This window comes from Dactylosporangium sp. NPDC005572 (genome assembly GCF_040605515.1).
Taxonomy (GTDB): Bacteria; Actinomycetota; Actinomycetes; order Mycobacteriales; family Micromonosporaceae; genus Dactylosporangium.
Genome location: NZ_JBEXCY010000028.1, coordinates 14,522 through 28,875 on the forward strand (window position 1 = coordinate 14,522; position 14,354 = coordinate 28,875).

Genomic DNA, 14,354 nt, shown 5'->3' on the forward strand with positions numbered 1-14,354 from the left:
TCATGGCTGGAATGGGAACACCCAGGGGACCCGAGTTCCGCTCCCCGGACCTGCACGACCACCGGCCGTCCGGCCCGCCGTCCAGCCTGCCGGCGCCGACGGCGCTGGCCGGGACGGCACGCACGGCACGCCGGTGGCCGCTGATCGCCACGGCCGGTCTGGTCGTCGTCACCGTCTCGGCGGGCACGGGTGCAGCAGCCGGGTACGTCACCGGTCACGGCGCCGACGACGCGGGCCCACCGTTCGCGTCCGGGGCCCGGCCGGCACCGTCGGGTGTGCCGTCGGACCTGGTCGGTGCCGCCGCTCGGGTACTGCCCGGCGTGGTCTCCGTGCAGGTGCGCACCAGCGCCGGTGGCGCCTCCGGGTCGGGCTTCGTCTTCGACAACCGCGGGCACATCGTCACCAACCATCACGTCGTCTCGGCCGGCGGCGGTGCCGGCGGTGCCGGCTCGGTCAGTGTCGTCGGCTCGGACGGGCGAAGGCTCACCGCCGAGATCGTCGGCAGCGACCCCGACAATGACATCGCCGTGCTGCGGGTCGCCCCGTCGGCGGCGCTGATCCCGCTGCCGCTGGCGGCGGCGAACACGACGCGGGTGGGGGAGCCGGTACTGGCGGTCGGCTCCCCGTTGGGGCTGTCCGGGACCGTCACCGCCGGCATCGTCAGCTCCCTGGACCGGCAGGTCCGTCTCGGCGGGACCGTACGGCAGACCGCCGTGCAGACCGACGCCGCGATCAACCCCGGAAACTCCGGTGGCCCGCTGGTCAACGCCCGCGGCGAGGTCATCGGGGTCAATACGGCCATCGCAACCCTGGACGGCGGCGGGTCGATCGGCATCGGGTTCGCCGTGCCGATCGACCGGGCCCGGCAGGTGGCCGCGACCCTGATCCGCCGTGGATAGTCGAACCATGCGGCTACTGGTGGTGGAGGACGAGGAAGACCTGGCCGACGGCCTGCGGGTCGGGCTGGCCCGGACCGGGTACGCGGTCGACGTCGCGACCGACACGGCGCAGGCCTACGACCGGCTGACCGTCAACGAGTACGACCTGATGCTGCTGGACGTCAACCTGCCCGACGGTGACGGCTTCAGCCTGTGCCGGGCGCTGCGTTCCGGGGCGGTGCCCACCCCGGGCGCCGGGGACCTGCGCGTGCTGATGCTCACCGCGCGGGGCAGCCTGGACGACCGGGTCCGGGGCCTCGACGGCGGCGCCGACGACTACCTCGTCAAACCTTTCGCCCTCGCCGAGCTGCTGGCCCGGGTCCGTGCCCTGTTGCGCCGCGACACGAACGGCACCACCGCCGTCCTCACCGTCGGCGACATCGTCCTGGACGCCGCCCGGCACCTGGTCACGCTGCGCGGCGCCCCGCTGGCGCTGACGCCGAAGGAGTTCGGCGTGCTGCAGTACCTGATGATCCGGCCCGGCCACGTCGTGTCCAGCGAGGAGCTCCTGGAGCACGTGTGGGACGCCAACGCCGACCCGTTCACCCAGACCGTCCGGGTCACCGTCGGCACGCTGCGCCGCAAGCTCGGCGAAGGCACGATCGAGACCCTCGTCGGTCGCGGCTATCGGCTGCGGAGCGAGGCATGAGGCGCCCGCAGGTGTTCCGGTCGATCCGGTTCCGGCTCACCGTCATCTACTCCCTGCTGTTGTTCGCGCTCGCCGGCACCGCCCTGGCGATCACGTACATCGCGGTCGCGCAGAGCACCTCGCCGCAGCCGATCACGCAACGGCAGGCGAAGGTGTACGACGGCCGCCAGTACGTCGGCACCATGACCGTCGCCGACATCAGCCAGATCGAGGCGGCGGTCAACTACAACACGCTGCAGACGTTGCGCACGTACTCGCTCATCGCGCTCGGCGGGCTGTTCGTCGCGAGCCTCGGCATCGGTTGGGTCCTGTCCGGCCGGGCGCTGCGGCCGGTCGGCGCGATCACCCGGACCGCCCGGGACATCCAGGCCACCGACCTGTCCCGGCGCATCCGGCTGCAGGGTCCCCGCGACGAGTTACGCGACCTCGCCGACACCATCGACTCCATGCTCGACCGGCTCGACCACGCGTTCCAGGCCCAACGGCAGCTCATCGACGACGCCTCACACGAGCTGCGCAGTCCCCTGGCGATCATCCGAACCAATCTGGACGCCTCACTGATCGCCCCGGAGGCCACGCCCGAGGAACGCATCCGCGCCGTTGCGGTCGTCGACCGGGCGACCAGCCGCATGTCCCGTCTGGTCGAGGATCTGCTCGCCACCGCCCGCCGGGACGCCGACGCACTGACCGACACCGACGTCGACCTGACCACCGTGGCACGCGAGGCCGGTGAGGAGTCGTTCGTCCCGGACCGGCCGCTGCGCCTGCGCTACGCGACCCGCCCGGAGCTGCGGCTGATCGGCGACGCGGACGCGTTGCGCCGGGCGGCCGGCAACCTGCTGTCCAACGCGGTCCGGCTCGCGCCCGCGGCGTCGACCGTGACCGTGGCCACCGGCCGGACCGGCTCCTGGCTGTGGCTCGCCGTGGTCGACGAGGGCCCCGGCATCAGCCCGGACGACCTGCCACGGGTCTTCGACCGCTTCTGGCGCGGCTCCGTCGTCAACGGCAGCGCTGGGCCACGCGAACGACGTACCGGGCTGGGCCTGGCGATCGTGCGCCAGATCGTCGAGTCGCACGGCGGGCACGTCGCCGCACACTCGACGCTCGGCGTCGGCAGCACCTTCGTCCTGTGGCTGCCGGCCGCCGACCGCACCGACGACGAGCCACCACCGGCGGCCGCCCCCTGGCCGTGACGGCATCCAGGGTGCCGCCTCGGACGCCGGACCTTGCCGTGGCTTGGGCGATTGCCTGTCAACAGGGTTCATCGAGACGGTGGTCGGCCGCGGTTACCGCTGCAGCAGGCAAGTGCATGAGCGCCCGAGCCGGCGTCGCGCCGGCTCTGGCACCCCGAGTGGCTATCTCGCCGGGAACCGCAGGATGCGGTCGTCGCCGTCGCGTACATCGCCGCGACCGTCGGTGTTGGAGGTGGTGACCCACAGGGCGCCGTCCGGCGCCACCTGGACCGTACGCAGGCGTCCGTACTGCCCGGTGAGCTGGGCGGAGGGTGTGCCCACCGTGTCTCCGTGCAGCGGCAGGGTCCACAGACGTTCGCCGCGCAGCGCGGCGACGTAGGCGGTGCCGCCGGTGATGGCGATACCGGACGGCGAGGCGTCGCGGACCGGCCAGGTGACCAGCGGGTTGGTGTAGCGGCCGGCCAGGGTATCGCCTGCACCCTCCACAACGGGCCAGCCGTAGTTGTGGCCTGGCTGGATGAGGTTGACTTCGTCGAGCTGGTTCTGGCCGAACTCGGTTGCGAACAGTCGTCCGTCGGCATCCCAGGCCAGGCCCTGGACATTGCGGTGCCCGAGGCTGTAAACGGGCGAGTCGGCGGTGGGGTTGCCCGGGGCGGCGTCGCCGTCGGGCGTGAGCCGCAGGATCTTGCCGTTGGGGCTGGCCGGGTCCTGGGCGCGGGACGTGTTGCCGGCGTCGCCGGTTCCCGCGTAGAGCATGCCGTCGGGTCCGAAGGCGATCCGGCCGCCGTTGTGGTAGGTCGCTTTGGCGATCCCGTCGAAGACGACCGCGGGTTGGCCGCCGTCGAGCCGGAACCGGACGATGCGGTTGTCGTCTTCGGCGGTGACGTAGGCGTACACCAGGTTGTCACTGGTGTAGTCGGGGGAGACGGCCAGGCCGAGCAGGCCTCCCTCACCGGCTGCGGCGACGCCGGGGACCTTGTAGACATCCTGCGGCTGACCCCCGCCGGCGGTCAGCCGCAGGATCCGCCCGGTGTCGCGCTCCGCGATCAGGGCGCTGCCGTCCGGAAGAAATGCCAGGCCCCACGGTACGTCGAGACCGCGCGCGATGTCCTCCGCGGCCCGCAGGTCAGGTGCCGCGGACGGCGAGCTGCTCGCCGTACTGGTCGCGATGGGGCTCGGCGCGCTGCCGTCATCGTCGTCGTCCACACTGCCGCTGCACGCGGCGGCGCCGGTCGCGAGCAGTACCGTCAAGACCGAACCCGCCCAGATAGTGCGCATACTTGTGCCCTTCCACCGTCGTCCGGGGCCTCATGACACCCTCACGCCCAGCTGATCAAGCCGGTGCGAAAATCTGCGGCAAGGAATGCGCGTGCTGTCCGAGCGATCCGGCGTTCGCCACGACTGCTGGCTGGAGGCGCCGGTGCAATCGTCGCGCGCGGCCAGGAGCACGCGGTCAGATCAGAGGCCGGCCGCGCTGAGCGCGTCGATGAGGCGATCGCTGCTACCGGCCGAACTGGCCCGATGCTCAGGCTTTGGGGGCCGCGGCCGCGAGGTCGGTGCCGGCGGTGACCGCCCAGGACGCGAGCAGCGCGAGCGCGTGCGCGGTCGGCGAGTCGGGCTCGGCGGCGTAGATTGTCAGCGTGAGATCGGGCTCGGCCCGCAAATCCATGCTCTCATACACGAGTTCCAGGTCGCCGACCACGTGGTGGTGGAACGTCTTGATGCCGGTGCCGTGGGTGCGGACATTGTGGGCCCCCCAGCGGCGGCGGAAGTCGTCGGAGCGGGTGGACAGTTCCCCGACCAGGTCGTGCAGGCCCTTGTCGTGCGGATCCTTGCCGGCGGCGGTGCGCAGGTTCGCGACCAGCATGTCGGCTGCCAGGTTCCAGTCGGGGTAGAAGCGGCGGGCGGCGGCGTCGAGGAACGTGAACCGGCCGAAGTTCGGCGGGCCGGACCGGTCGGTGTACAGATCGCTGTGCATCGCGCGGGCAAGCGCGTTGGTGGCGAGCAGGTCCTGCCGGCCATTGACCACGATCGCCGGGCTGGTGATCGCGTCGAGCGACCACTGGAGGCTCGGCCGGACCGACCACTGCTTGACGCGTCGAGGACGGAGCAGTTTGTTGCTGCCGTTGGCCTCCTGGGCCAGGCGTAGCAGGTGGGCGCGTTCCGCGTCGTCGAGCTGCAGGGCGCGGGCGATCGCGTCGAGCACGCTGGCGGAGACACCGGCCAGGTGGCCGCGTTCGAGTTTCGCGTAGTACTCCACGCTCATCCCGGCCAGCGCGGCGACCTCGCTGCGGCGCAGCCCTGCCACCCGCCGCTGCCCGCCCGCCGACAGGCCAGCCCGCTCCGGGGTGACCCTGGCGCGACGGGTGGTCAGGAACTCGCGCACTTCGACTCGGTTGTCCACGCCTTCGACGGTACGGCCTGTCCGGGCCGGCTGGGATGTACTGCTGGTACACCCATCAGCAGAAACTCCCCGACCGGCCGCCGGTCCGGTTAGCTGGAACTGAGAAAACGAGCCAGCGAGGAGAACGAAACCATGCGTGGTGTTGTGATGCACGCCCCCGGCGATGTGCGGGTCGAGGAGCGCCCCGACCCGCGGATCGAGCTGCCCACCGATGCGATCATCCGGCTGACGGCAGCGTGCGTGTGCGGCTCCGACCTGTGGCCGTACCGCGGGATCGAGAAGCTCGAGGGCGCCGCGCCGATGGGCCACGAGTACGTCGGCGTCGTCGAGGAGGTCGGCGGTGAGGTCCGCACGGTCCGGCCGGGGCAGTTCGTGGTCGGCTCGTTCTGGGCCTCCGACAACACCTGCGAGATCTGCCGGGCCGGGTACCAGTCGGGCTGTGTGCACCGCACGCTCATGGGCACGATCGGCACCCAGGCCGAGTACGCCCGGATCCCGCTCGCCGATGGCACACTCGTCGCCACCCCCGAGATGCCGCCGGCCGACCTGATCCCCGGCTACCTGGCCGCCTCCGACGTGCTCGGCACCGGCTGGTTCGGCGCAGTCGCCGCCGAGGCCGGACCGGGCAGGACCGTCGCGGTGGTCGGCGACGGCGCGGTCGGCCTGCTCGCCGTCCTGGCGGCGAAGCAACTGGGCGCCGAGCGGATCATCGCCATGAGCCGGCACGCGCCCCGCCAGCAGCTCGCCCGCGAGTTCGGCGCCACCGACATCGTCACCGAACGCGGCGACGAGGGCATCGCCAGGATCAAGGACCTGACCGGCGGGCTCGGCGCACACTCGGTCGTCGAGGCGGTCGGCACCCAGGAGTCGATGATGCAGGCCATCAACTCGGCCCGCCGCGGCGGGCACGTCGGCTTCGTCGGCGTCACCCACGACGTCGCGCTGCCCGGCATGGACGTGTTCAACGCACTCGTCCACCTGCACGGCGGCCCGGCCCCCGTCCGCCGGTTCCTGCCTGATCTGATGCGGCTGATCGGCGAGCGCACCATCGACCCCGGCAAGGTCTTCGACCTCGACCTGCCCCTCGACCGGGCCGCCGACGGGTACCGGGCGATGGACGAACGCCGCGCCATCAAGACCCTGCTGCGCCCGTAGCCGCCCCGCCGACGCCTTGGAGGAACCTGTCGTGCGCCCCGCCCGCACCGTCATCGCCGTCGCGTTGATCGCCCTGGCCGTCCTGGCGGGGTGCACGACAGCTCCCCGGCCCGCCACCGGACCTCACAGCTGATCAGTGGGACCGTTCGGTCGCCGGCGCTGCGGCCGATGCGATCGCGACCACCTCGTCCCGGTGGCGCCCGGGGTCGGCGCTCCAGCGGTGCAGGACGACCCGCACCGTTGGGACTCGCCGCCTACGTCGGTCTACGCCGCGTATTGTCCGTCACCGAGGAGAGGCCGGGGAGACGGTACGGTCCTCCGCCTGCTGGTGCTGCGCGTCGCCGATCGCCCGGGCGTCGTCGTCGAGGCCGGCTGCTTCGAGTTCGGCCTGTGCCTCGGTCAGGTCGGCGTCGGCCGCGCCGGCCGCGGGCGTGGCCGGTTCCGGGCGGCCGGGGAGGATGAGGGCCAGCACGACGGCGGCGGCGGTGAAGGCGACCGCCCACCAGAAGCTCGTGTCCAGGGCGTTCGCGACCGATGCGCTGGCGCCTTGGTTGCCGAGGTTGGCCTGGAGGATGACGGCGAGGACGGCGGTGCCGAACGATCCGCCGAGTTGCTGGGCGGTGCGGCCGATGATGCTGACGTCGGCGATCTGCGGCCCGGAGAGCCCGACGTAGGCGGCGCTGGTGAGCGGGACGGTGACCATGCCCTGCCCGAACCCGCGCACGAGCAGGACGGCCATCAGGTAGATGAGGTTGGTTTGGAGGTCATCGAGCAGCGCGCGATCGAGCGGAGCGAGATCGCACCCGGCCAGCTGTCGCCACGGTTGCTCAACCTGCCCGTCGAGCTCTTGCGCAACGAGTTGCTGACAACCCTGACCCACTGGCCGACGACGCGATCCTGGAGATCGTCGACGAGTTCTTCATCCCGCTCGTACGCCTACGCGCCGCTGGCGCACGCTGTTGAACACGAACAGGACGCCGCACCCCACGCGGGGGTGCAGCGTCCTGTGACGTGCACTGCCACGTGTCGGGCTACACGCCGGCAGAACGTCTACGGCAGGCCGAGGACGCCGGTCGCGCCGAGCGCCTTGAAGACGTCGCGCAGGACGTCTTCGTCCGCCTCCGCCTGCGGCGCCAGCTGCCTGTTCCCGCCGACGGCGCCCGGTGACGGCTGAGCCGGTGGTGCACAATGGCTACTCCCGTCAACGGGTATCCGACGCCGAAGCCGCACGAGATGCCCGGTCCGCAGCGCCGGCGAGCCGGGAGGTTGCGATGATCACCGCGGCAGCCGGCCATCGCCGTGCCGGTCGCTGTCACAGCTCGCGCTGGTACGGCGGGAGGATCGCCAGGTAGTCGGTGCCGGTGATGGCCGTCGCGGTGAGCAGGGCGGTGTAGGCCACACCGTCCATGAAGCCGCCGTAGTTCTTGACCGATTCGCCGACGAAGAAGAGTCCGTCGACGCCGGGGCACTTGGGGTCGAGCATGGCGTCCCAGGCCTGTTCCGGCGTCGGCGCCACCGAGACGACGAAGTCGAAGGCCGGATAGAGCGCCCACTCGAGTGCGTCGGCGAAGCCGGGGTGCTGGGCTGCGAGGAAGTCACGGACTGCGTCGGCGACCAGGTTGACCTTGCCGGTGTCCTTCAGCTCGCGAAGCTGGAAGGTGTCGAGGCCGACCCAGCACTCGATGATCTCCTTGCCGTGTGGCGCCTTCCCGTCCACGAACAGCGAATGCGCCTCGTATCCGAGCACGATCCCGTCCTGCAGTGCCGGGTCGTCGATCGGTACCTTCGCCATGAGCATGCCGGGGATGTCGACCACCGAGGTGCGCAGGCCGAAGATGGGCGTGAAGGCGCCGCTGGAACGCAGGCCGTGAACGTGTTTGACGAAGTCCGCGGGCACGACGTCCGATGGCAGCAGCCGGTCGATCGTCAGCGAAATCGGCACGTTGGAGACGACCAGGTCCGATGCGATGTCGTAGGTGTGCCCGTCCGCGCCGGCGATGGTGACGCCGGTGGCGCGGCCGTCCACGACTCTGATGCCGGTTACGCGCTGTTCGGTGCGCACTGCGCCGCCGGCCGCCGTGACGATGCTGGCGAGGTTGTGGGCGATCTGCATGAAGCTCTCGCCGCCCATCTGGCCGAGCGTGCCGTCGGCGAAGTGCAGGCCGGCTGCCATGGGCATGCGCGTGATGAGGATGAACTCTCCCGCCGAGAGCTCCCTGGCGGAGTTCATGCCGACGGTGAAGGCGCCGAGGATGTCGAAGAACTCGAGGACCTTCGGGTTCTGAGTGCGCGCTTGGACGTAGTCCGCGAGCGATTCGCGGTAGTGCTTCCTGACCTCGTCGACCGACATGCGCAGCATAGCGGCCAGGATCGTACGCATCTCGGTGTACGTGTCGCGGTCCATCCACGGGAAGCTGCCTCGTTTGAGTTCGTGCAACTCGCCGTCGACCCAGAAGCCGCACGCCTTCAGCGGGACGATCTCGACCGGTACGCCGAGCGACTCGAGAATGTGGCACATCCTTGAGTGCGCGCCGTTCACGATGTCGTGCATGCCCAGCTCGAAGGAGTACCCGGCGAGCAGCCGGTCGTCGACGATGCTCTGCAGGTCGGGTTCGCTCCGGACGAGCCAGCCGGTGGACGCGGCGAGCGGGCCGAGGTAGTCCTGCGGGGCGTTGATCAGATCGCCCTTGAAGTGATGTGCGCGACCGCCGATGCCGGGTTCCCGCTCCAGGACGAGGACCTTCTTGCCTTCTTTCTGCGCGAGGATCGCCCCGACACTGAGCCCACCGAGTCCGGCGCCGACCACGATGGCGTCGAAGGACGCGCTGTTGTCCATGGGAGACTCCCTTCGTCCTCATCAACCTAGTGAACAGTCACTAGATTGACAAGCGGTGAGGGGTCGGGGAGTCGGTGAGGTCAGTTGTCAGTGGCGTCAACGAGGATCGCCATCGCCACGGCGCGGATCTCGTCAGCTATCGCTGGTCGCTTGTAGAACCGTCCGAGGCGCACGAGGTCGTCGATCACGGTGAGCGCGGTCAGGGCGCGCAGTCGAGCGATGCGTTCGTCGACGGCGCTGTGTTCGTCGCGCAGTGCCGTGGTCCACTCGGTGGTGCGGTCACGCAGTACGGACGTTATCCGGCGCTGCGCGTCCGGCGGCAGGTTGTTGGCCTCCGTCACGTAGACGCCGACGAGGCTGCGATTTCGCAGGCAGAAGTCGGTATAGATGCCTACCAGTTCGACGAGAGGTCGAGGTGTGGTGCCGTCGTCGTGGCGCTGATCGTGCTCTTCGCTCAGTCGGTCGGTTGCCTGGGTAAACGCCGTCACCAGGATGTCGGCCTTGGTCGGGAAGTGATGGTAGATGCTCGGGCCGGCGATCCCGATCGAGGCTCCGATGTCGTCGAGGCTCACTGCGGCATAGCCGCGGCTGAAGAACAGGTCGACTGCACTGGCAAGCAGTGCTGCGCGTCGCGACTCAAGTCCCTCGGTGGTGGGTGGCGGCGGTGCTGCTGAGCGCGACGCGATCGAGGTGGTCGGGGGCCAGGGGAGCTCGAGGATCGCCATGGCGGCACGCGCCAGTTCGCGGCTGGCGAGCGCCCGCGGTATCGACCGTGGGACCGAGGGGCTGGCCAGGGCCGCGGTGGCGGCGGTGATGAGCAGTTGCGCGTCATCGGTGGACAGTTCGGGGCGGCGGACGTGCAGGCGCTGGACGAATTCCGCGACGACCCGCCGGAACTGCTGCTGCACCGCCGAATGACGGCCAGGGTCGAGGAAACGTGCCTCACGCTGCAGGAGCGTCCACATGTCCCGGCGGTCGAGGACGACGTCCGCAACGGCTGCGACAAGGGCCTCCAGCGAGTCGTGCTCGGTGTTGACGAGCGTCTCCTCAACCAGGCTCAGTGCACTTTCGATGGCTCCGGCGAGCAGATCCTGTTTGTTGCGGAAGTGCCGGTAGACGGCCGGTGCGGTAACGCCGACGTCGGCTGCCACGTCAGCCATGGAGACGCCGTGGTAACCCCACTCCTGGAAGCGCCGCCCAGCCGCCACGGCGAGCTGCGAGCGCCGTTCGGCTGTCGTGGGGCGCCTCGTCGGTGCCGCATCCGCTGCCGCCAAGCGATCTCACCTCCCGTTAGCCCGTACCCGCGGCCCCCCGCACCGCTCGGCTTGCGTTTCGCACGCAGGGTCGCGAAGGGCCTGGGCCTTTTCTGTGTCGCTGAGCAGTATGCGGTGCGAGCGCCTTGTCGGCGCACCTGGGTGTGCTCGTCACGCCGTTCCGTTTCCAGTATTGCCTAGTGAACAGTCACTAGACTACGGTTGCCGCAGCGATGCCCAACTTCCCCGCCGAGATCCGCGCGCCGCACAGAACGGCCACCTGGACCGTCCGCAACGGCGCGGTCACGTGAGGAGCGCGATGACCGAGGTGTTTCAGCACCCCCTCCGCGTGCGGTACATGGAGGTCGACATCCAGGGCGTGGTCTTCAACGCGTGGTATCTGGCGTACTTCGACGACGCGTTCCCGGCTTTCCTCGCCCATCGTGGTCTGGTGTATTCGAACCTGCTCGCCGCGGGGTTCGACACCCAGGTCGTGCACTCGGAGATCGACTGGAGGGCCGGGCTGCACTGGCAGGACGACGTTCTCGTTGCCGTCTCCACCGCGCGGCTGGGTCGGACGAGCTTCGCGGTCGACTTCGAGACACGACGCGGCGGTACGGAGATCACCTGCAGCGCGCGCCTCGTGTACGTGGTCGTCGCCATCGACAAGTCAGGCAAGCGCGAGATCCCACGGATGCTGGCCGACGCGCTGGGCACCCCGGCGCCGCTCCGGACGGACTGAGCCGTGACGTCGTTCCCAGTCGCAGGCGGACCCCTGCACGGCATCACCGTCGTTGAACTCGCCGGCCTCGGGCCGGCCCCGTTCGCCTGCATGATGCTCGCCGATCTCGGCGCGGACGTGATCCGTGTCGACCGGCCGGGAGCCGGCGAACTCGACGTGCCCGCACACCTGGAACTGCTCAACCGAGGCAAGCGCTCAGTGATCCTCGACCTGAAGCGCCCGGAGGGCGTCGAGGCGGTACGGGCACTGGCCACGAACGCCGACATACTGGTCGAAGGATTCCGGCCGGGTGTCGCCGAACGCCTCGGGCTCGGCCCAGATGAGCTGCTGACACACAATCCTGCGCTGGTGTACGGCCGGATGACCGGATGGGGCCAGGACGGTTCCGCGGCCCACACGGCCGGGCACGACATCTCCTACATCGCCGTGACTGGCGCACTGCACGCGATGGGTGACCACGCAGGGAGACCGCAGATACCGCTCAACCTCGTCGGTGACTTCGGCGGCGGGTCGACGTACCTCGTGCTGGGGCTGCTGGCGGCCCTGCATGAGGCCCGCGTCTCAGGCCAGGGCCAGGTCGTGGACGCCGCCATCCTGGACGGCACCCTCCACCTGCTGACGATGTTCCACGGCATGCTCGCCGCCGGGCAGTGGACAGACGACCGCGGTGTGAACACCTTGGACGGGGGTGCGCCGTTCTACTCGGTGTACGAGACGTCGGACGGCCGGTTCATGGCGGTCGGGGCGCTGGAGCGCAGGTTCTACCAGGAGTTGCTGCGTGTGCTCGAACTCGACGATGAGCCGGAGCGTCAGCACGAGCGAGCACACTGGCCCGCCCTGCGGGCTCGGCTGGCGCAGCGATTCGCATCCAGGACGCAGCGGGACTGGACGGATCGCTTCGCCGGTACGGACGCGTGTGTGTCACCGGTGCTGAACCTGCGGGAGGCGGCCGGGCATCCGCAGATCGCCGAGCGGCGGGCCATGGTCGACGTGGACGGGGTCGTGCAACCGGCGGTCGCCCCGCGCTTCTCGCGGTATCCCGGCGCGACACCGGGCCGTCCGGCGCTGCCTGGCGCCGACACCCGGGCGGTGCTGCGAGCAGCCGGCCTCGACGTCGAACGGCTCCTCGCGACCGGCGTGGCGGCGGAGGACCGACCATGAGCGACGCTGCCGCCGCCCGTCCGGACGTGCTCTGGACCCCCACTGCCGAGTCGCTGCGTGGCAGTCGGTTGGGGCAGTTCGCGGCCTGGGTCGCCGAGCGGCGCGGGGTCGAGTTCGGTGATCCGCCTGGCTACGACGAGGTGTGGCGATGGTCGGTGGGGCACGCGGACCAGTTCTGGGCCGACGTCGCCGAGTGGAGCGGCGCGCTGCCCGGTGTCCCGGACGACGAGGTGCTGGTCCACCGCGAGATGCCCGGCGCCGTCTGGTTCCCCGGACGCACGCTCAACTATGCCCAGCAGGCCCTGCGGCACGACGGCACGGCGCTGCTCGTCGCCGCCGAGGGCGCCGATCCGGTCGAGATGTCCTGGGCCGAGCTGCGCAGGCAGGTAGGGGCGTTCGCCGCGACCCTGCGCCGTGCCGGTGTGCGGCCCGGTGACCGGGTCGCCGGCTACCTGCCCAACGTCCCGGAGGCGGTGGTCGCATTCCTCGGCGCCGTCTCGATCGGCGCGGTGTGGTCCTGCTGCGCCCCGGACTTCGGCACCCGCTCCGTGCTGGACAGGTTCGCCCAGATCGAGCCGGTCGTGCTGGTCGCCGCGGACGGCTACACCTTCAACGGCAGGGAACATGACCGCCGCCAGGAGGTGGCGCGGTTGCGCGACGCCCTGCCGAGCGTGCAGACGACGGTCTCAGTGCCCAGACTGTACCGCGACGAGACGCCCGCGGGTGCCCTGTCCTGGGCGGAGGCCGTGGCCGAGCCGCAGGAGCCGGCGTTCGAACCGGTGCCCTTCGACCACCCGCTGTGGATCGTCTACTCCTCCGGCACGACAGGACTGCCGAAGGGCATCGTGCACGGGCACGGCGGTGTCGTGCTCGAACACGTCAAGCAGACCGGCCTGCACATGGACGTGCGGCCCGGCGACCGGTTCTTCTGGTACACCTCCACGGCCTGGATGATGTGGAACGTCGTGGTCTCGGCGTTGCTCTGCGGAGCGACGGCGGTGCTCTACGACGGCGCGCCGACGTTTCCGGGAAAAGACGAGCAGTTCGCCCTCGCGGCACGGACGAGGGCGACGCACCTCGGCAGCGGCGCCGGCAACCTGAGCGCCTGCCAGAAGGCGGGGCTTCGCCCCGGGGAGCAGCACGACCTCGCGGCGCTGCGGTTCGTCGGGTCGACGGGCTCACCGTTGCCCGCCGCAGCCTTCCGCTGGGTCTACGACGCGGTCAAGCACGACGTGTTTCTCGCCTCCTACTCGGGCGGGACCGACGTGGTGACGAGCTTCATCGGCGGATCGCCCCTGCTCCCCGTCATCGCCGGTGAGCTCCAGCGGCCGATGCTCGGCGTTGCCGCGGCGGCGTGGGACGAGACAGGCAGCCCGGTGATCGGAGAGGTCGGTGAGCTGGTGGTCACCGAGCCGATGCCATCGATGCCGTTGTCGTTCTGGAACGACCCGGACGGTACGCGATACCGGGAGGCCTATTTCGAGGCGTGGCCCGGCGTGTGGCGGCACGGAGACTGGCTGGAGATCACCCACCGTGGTACGAGCCTGGTCACCGGCCGGTCGGACGCCACGCTCAACCGCGGCGGCATCCGGATGGGCACCGCCGACATCTATGCGGCCGTCGAGGCGGTGCCGGCGGTCGTCGACTGCGTGATGCTCGGCGTCGAGCAGCCCGATGGCGGTTACTGGATGCCGTTGTTCGTGCAACTGGCGCAGGGGCAGGAGCTGACCTGCGAACTGGTGGACGAGATCAGGACGGCGATCCGCACGACCGCCAGTCCCCGGCACGTGCCGGACGAGGTCATCGCCGTCCCGGGGGTGCCACACACCAGGACCGGCAAGCGGCTGGAGGTACCGCTCAAGCGGCTGTTCCAGGGCGTCGATCCCGTGAAGGCGGTCAACCGCGGCACGGTCGACGACGTCGCGGTGCTCGAGCACTACGTCGAGCTGGCACGTGCGCGCCGGGTCGGTGCGGGAAACCCTGAGGAGCAACAAGGTGCACGCTGAGGTATGTGTGGCCCGGG

12 protein-coding genes are annotated in these 14,354 nt (G+C 70.4%); 7 read left to right on the forward strand and 5 right to left on the reverse strand.

Translation table 11 applies throughout. The features are described from left to right. Positions 1-2 precede the first annotated feature (2 nt). From ABZS66_RS16675 to ABZS66_RS16685, 3 genes are read left to right on the forward strand one after another with little or no spacing between them, the layout of a single operon-like run. Positions 3-899: a trypsin-like peptidase domain-containing protein gene (locus ABZS66_RS16675; protein ID WP_354758377.1), complete on the forward strand. Its 897-nt coding sequence runs from the start codon at positions 3-5 to the stop codon at positions 897-899. A gap of 7 nt (positions 900-906) precedes the next feature. After that, positions 907-1,587 carry a response regulator transcription factor gene (locus tag ABZS66_RS16680; protein ID WP_354758379.1) on the forward strand — a complete coding sequence of 227 codons (681 nt, stop codon included), beginning with the start codon at positions 907-909 and terminating at the stop codon, positions 1,585-1,587. Continuing rightward, entirely contained in the window at positions 1,584-2,780 is a 1,197-nt protein-coding gene (locus ABZS66_RS16685) for a HAMP domain-containing sensor histidine kinase (protein WP_354758381.1), read from the forward strand. Before ABZS66_RS16680 ends, ABZS66_RS16685 begins: the two co-directional genes overlap by 4 nt. 162 nt (positions 2,781-2,942) lie before the next feature. Here the strand turns inward: ABZS66_RS16685 and ABZS66_RS16690 are convergent, their stop codons facing one another. After that, entirely contained in the window at positions 2,943-4,031 is a 1,089-nt protein-coding gene (locus ABZS66_RS16690) for a PQQ-dependent sugar dehydrogenase (RefSeq protein WP_354758383.1), read from the reverse strand. Positions 4,032-4,305: 274 nt separating this feature from the next. Beyond that, positions 4,306-5,184: a helix-turn-helix transcriptional regulator gene (locus ABZS66_RS16695; RefSeq protein WP_354758385.1), complete on the reverse strand. Its 879-nt coding sequence runs from the start codon at positions 5,182-5,184 to the stop codon at positions 4,306-4,308. A 132-nt stretch (positions 5,185-5,316) separates the two neighbouring features. Here ABZS66_RS16695 and ABZS66_RS16700 point away from each other — a divergent pair, with 132 nt between their 5' ends. Then, positions 5,317-6,339, forward strand: a complete 1,023-nt coding sequence (locus tag ABZS66_RS16700) for a zinc-dependent alcohol dehydrogenase family protein (protein ID WP_354758387.1) — start codon at positions 5,317-5,319, stop codon at positions 6,337-6,339. A 283-nt stretch (positions 6,340-6,622) separates the two neighbouring features. Here ABZS66_RS16700 and ABZS66_RS16705 read toward each other — a convergent pair whose 3' ends face one another. From ABZS66_RS16705 to ABZS66_RS16715, 3 genes are all read right to left on the reverse strand, one after another. Then, positions 6,623-7,078: a hypothetical protein gene (locus ABZS66_RS16705; RefSeq protein WP_354758389.1), complete on the reverse strand. Its 456-nt coding sequence runs from the start codon at positions 7,076-7,078 to the stop codon at positions 6,623-6,625. 573 nt (positions 7,079-7,651) lie between these two features. Continuing rightward, the gene (locus tag ABZS66_RS16710) at positions 7,652-9,175 is read right to left on the reverse strand and encodes an FAD-dependent oxidoreductase (protein WP_354758391.1); all 1,524 of its coding nucleotides are present in this window, start codon (positions 9,173-9,175) and stop codon (positions 7,652-7,654) included. A gap of 80 nt (positions 9,176-9,255) precedes the next feature. Then, complete coding sequence (locus tag ABZS66_RS16715) at positions 9,256-10,383, reverse strand: helix-turn-helix domain-containing protein (protein WP_354758494.1); 1,128 nt, start codon at positions 10,381-10,383, stop codon at positions 9,256-9,258. A 364-nt stretch (positions 10,384-10,747) separates the two neighbouring features. Here ABZS66_RS16715 and ABZS66_RS16720 point away from each other — a divergent pair, with 364 nt between their 5' ends. From ABZS66_RS16720 to ABZS66_RS16730, 3 genes are read left to right on the forward strand one after another with little or no spacing between them, the layout of a single operon-like run. Further along, entirely contained in the window at positions 10,748-11,170 is a 423-nt protein-coding gene (locus tag ABZS66_RS16720; RefSeq protein ID WP_354758393.1) for an acyl-CoA thioesterase, read from the forward strand. 3 nt (positions 11,171-11,173) lie between these two features. Then, positions 11,174-12,331: a CaiB/BaiF CoA-transferase family protein gene (locus ABZS66_RS16725; protein ID WP_354758395.1), complete on the forward strand. Its 1,158-nt coding sequence runs from the start codon at positions 11,174-11,176 to the stop codon at positions 12,329-12,331. After that, complete coding sequence (locus ABZS66_RS16730) at positions 12,328-14,337, forward strand: acetoacetate--CoA ligase (protein WP_354758396.1); 2,010 nt, start codon at positions 12,328-12,330, stop codon at positions 14,335-14,337. Before ABZS66_RS16725 ends, ABZS66_RS16730 begins: the two co-directional genes overlap by 4 nt. Positions 14,338-14,354 lie beyond the last annotated feature (17 nt).

Excerpts from the sequence above, each read along its gene's own strand:
- ABZS66_RS16675 (WP_354758377.1), top strand. The coding sequence starts at position 3 with ATGGCTGGAATGGGAACACCCAGGGGACCCGAGTTCCGCTCCCCGGAC.
- ABZS66_RS16680 (WP_354758379.1), top strand. The coding sequence starts at position 907 with ATGCGGCTACTGGTGGTGGAGGACGAGGAAGACCTGGCCGACGGCCTG.
- ABZS66_RS16685 (WP_354758381.1), top strand. The coding sequence starts at position 1,584 with ATGAGGCGCCCGCAGGTGTTCCGGTCGATCCGGTTCCGGCTCACCGTC.
- ABZS66_RS16700 (WP_354758387.1), top strand. The coding sequence starts at position 5,317 with ATGCGTGGTGTTGTGATGCACGCCCCCGGCGATGTGCGGGTCGAGGAG.
- ABZS66_RS16705 (WP_354758389.1), bottom strand. The coding sequence starts at position 7,078 with ATGGCCGTCCTGCTCGTGCGCGGGTTCGGGCAGGGCATGGTCACCGTC.
- ABZS66_RS16710 (WP_354758391.1), bottom strand. The coding sequence starts at position 9,175 with ATGGACAACAGCGCGTCCTTCGACGCCATCGTGGTCGGCGCCGGACTC.
- ABZS66_RS16720 (WP_354758393.1), top strand. The coding sequence starts at position 10,748 with ATGACCGAGGTGTTTCAGCACCCCCTCCGCGTGCGGTACATGGAGGTC.
- ABZS66_RS16730 (WP_354758396.1), top strand. The coding sequence starts at position 12,328 with ATGAGCGACGCTGCCGCCGCCCGTCCGGACGTGCTCTGGACCCCCACT.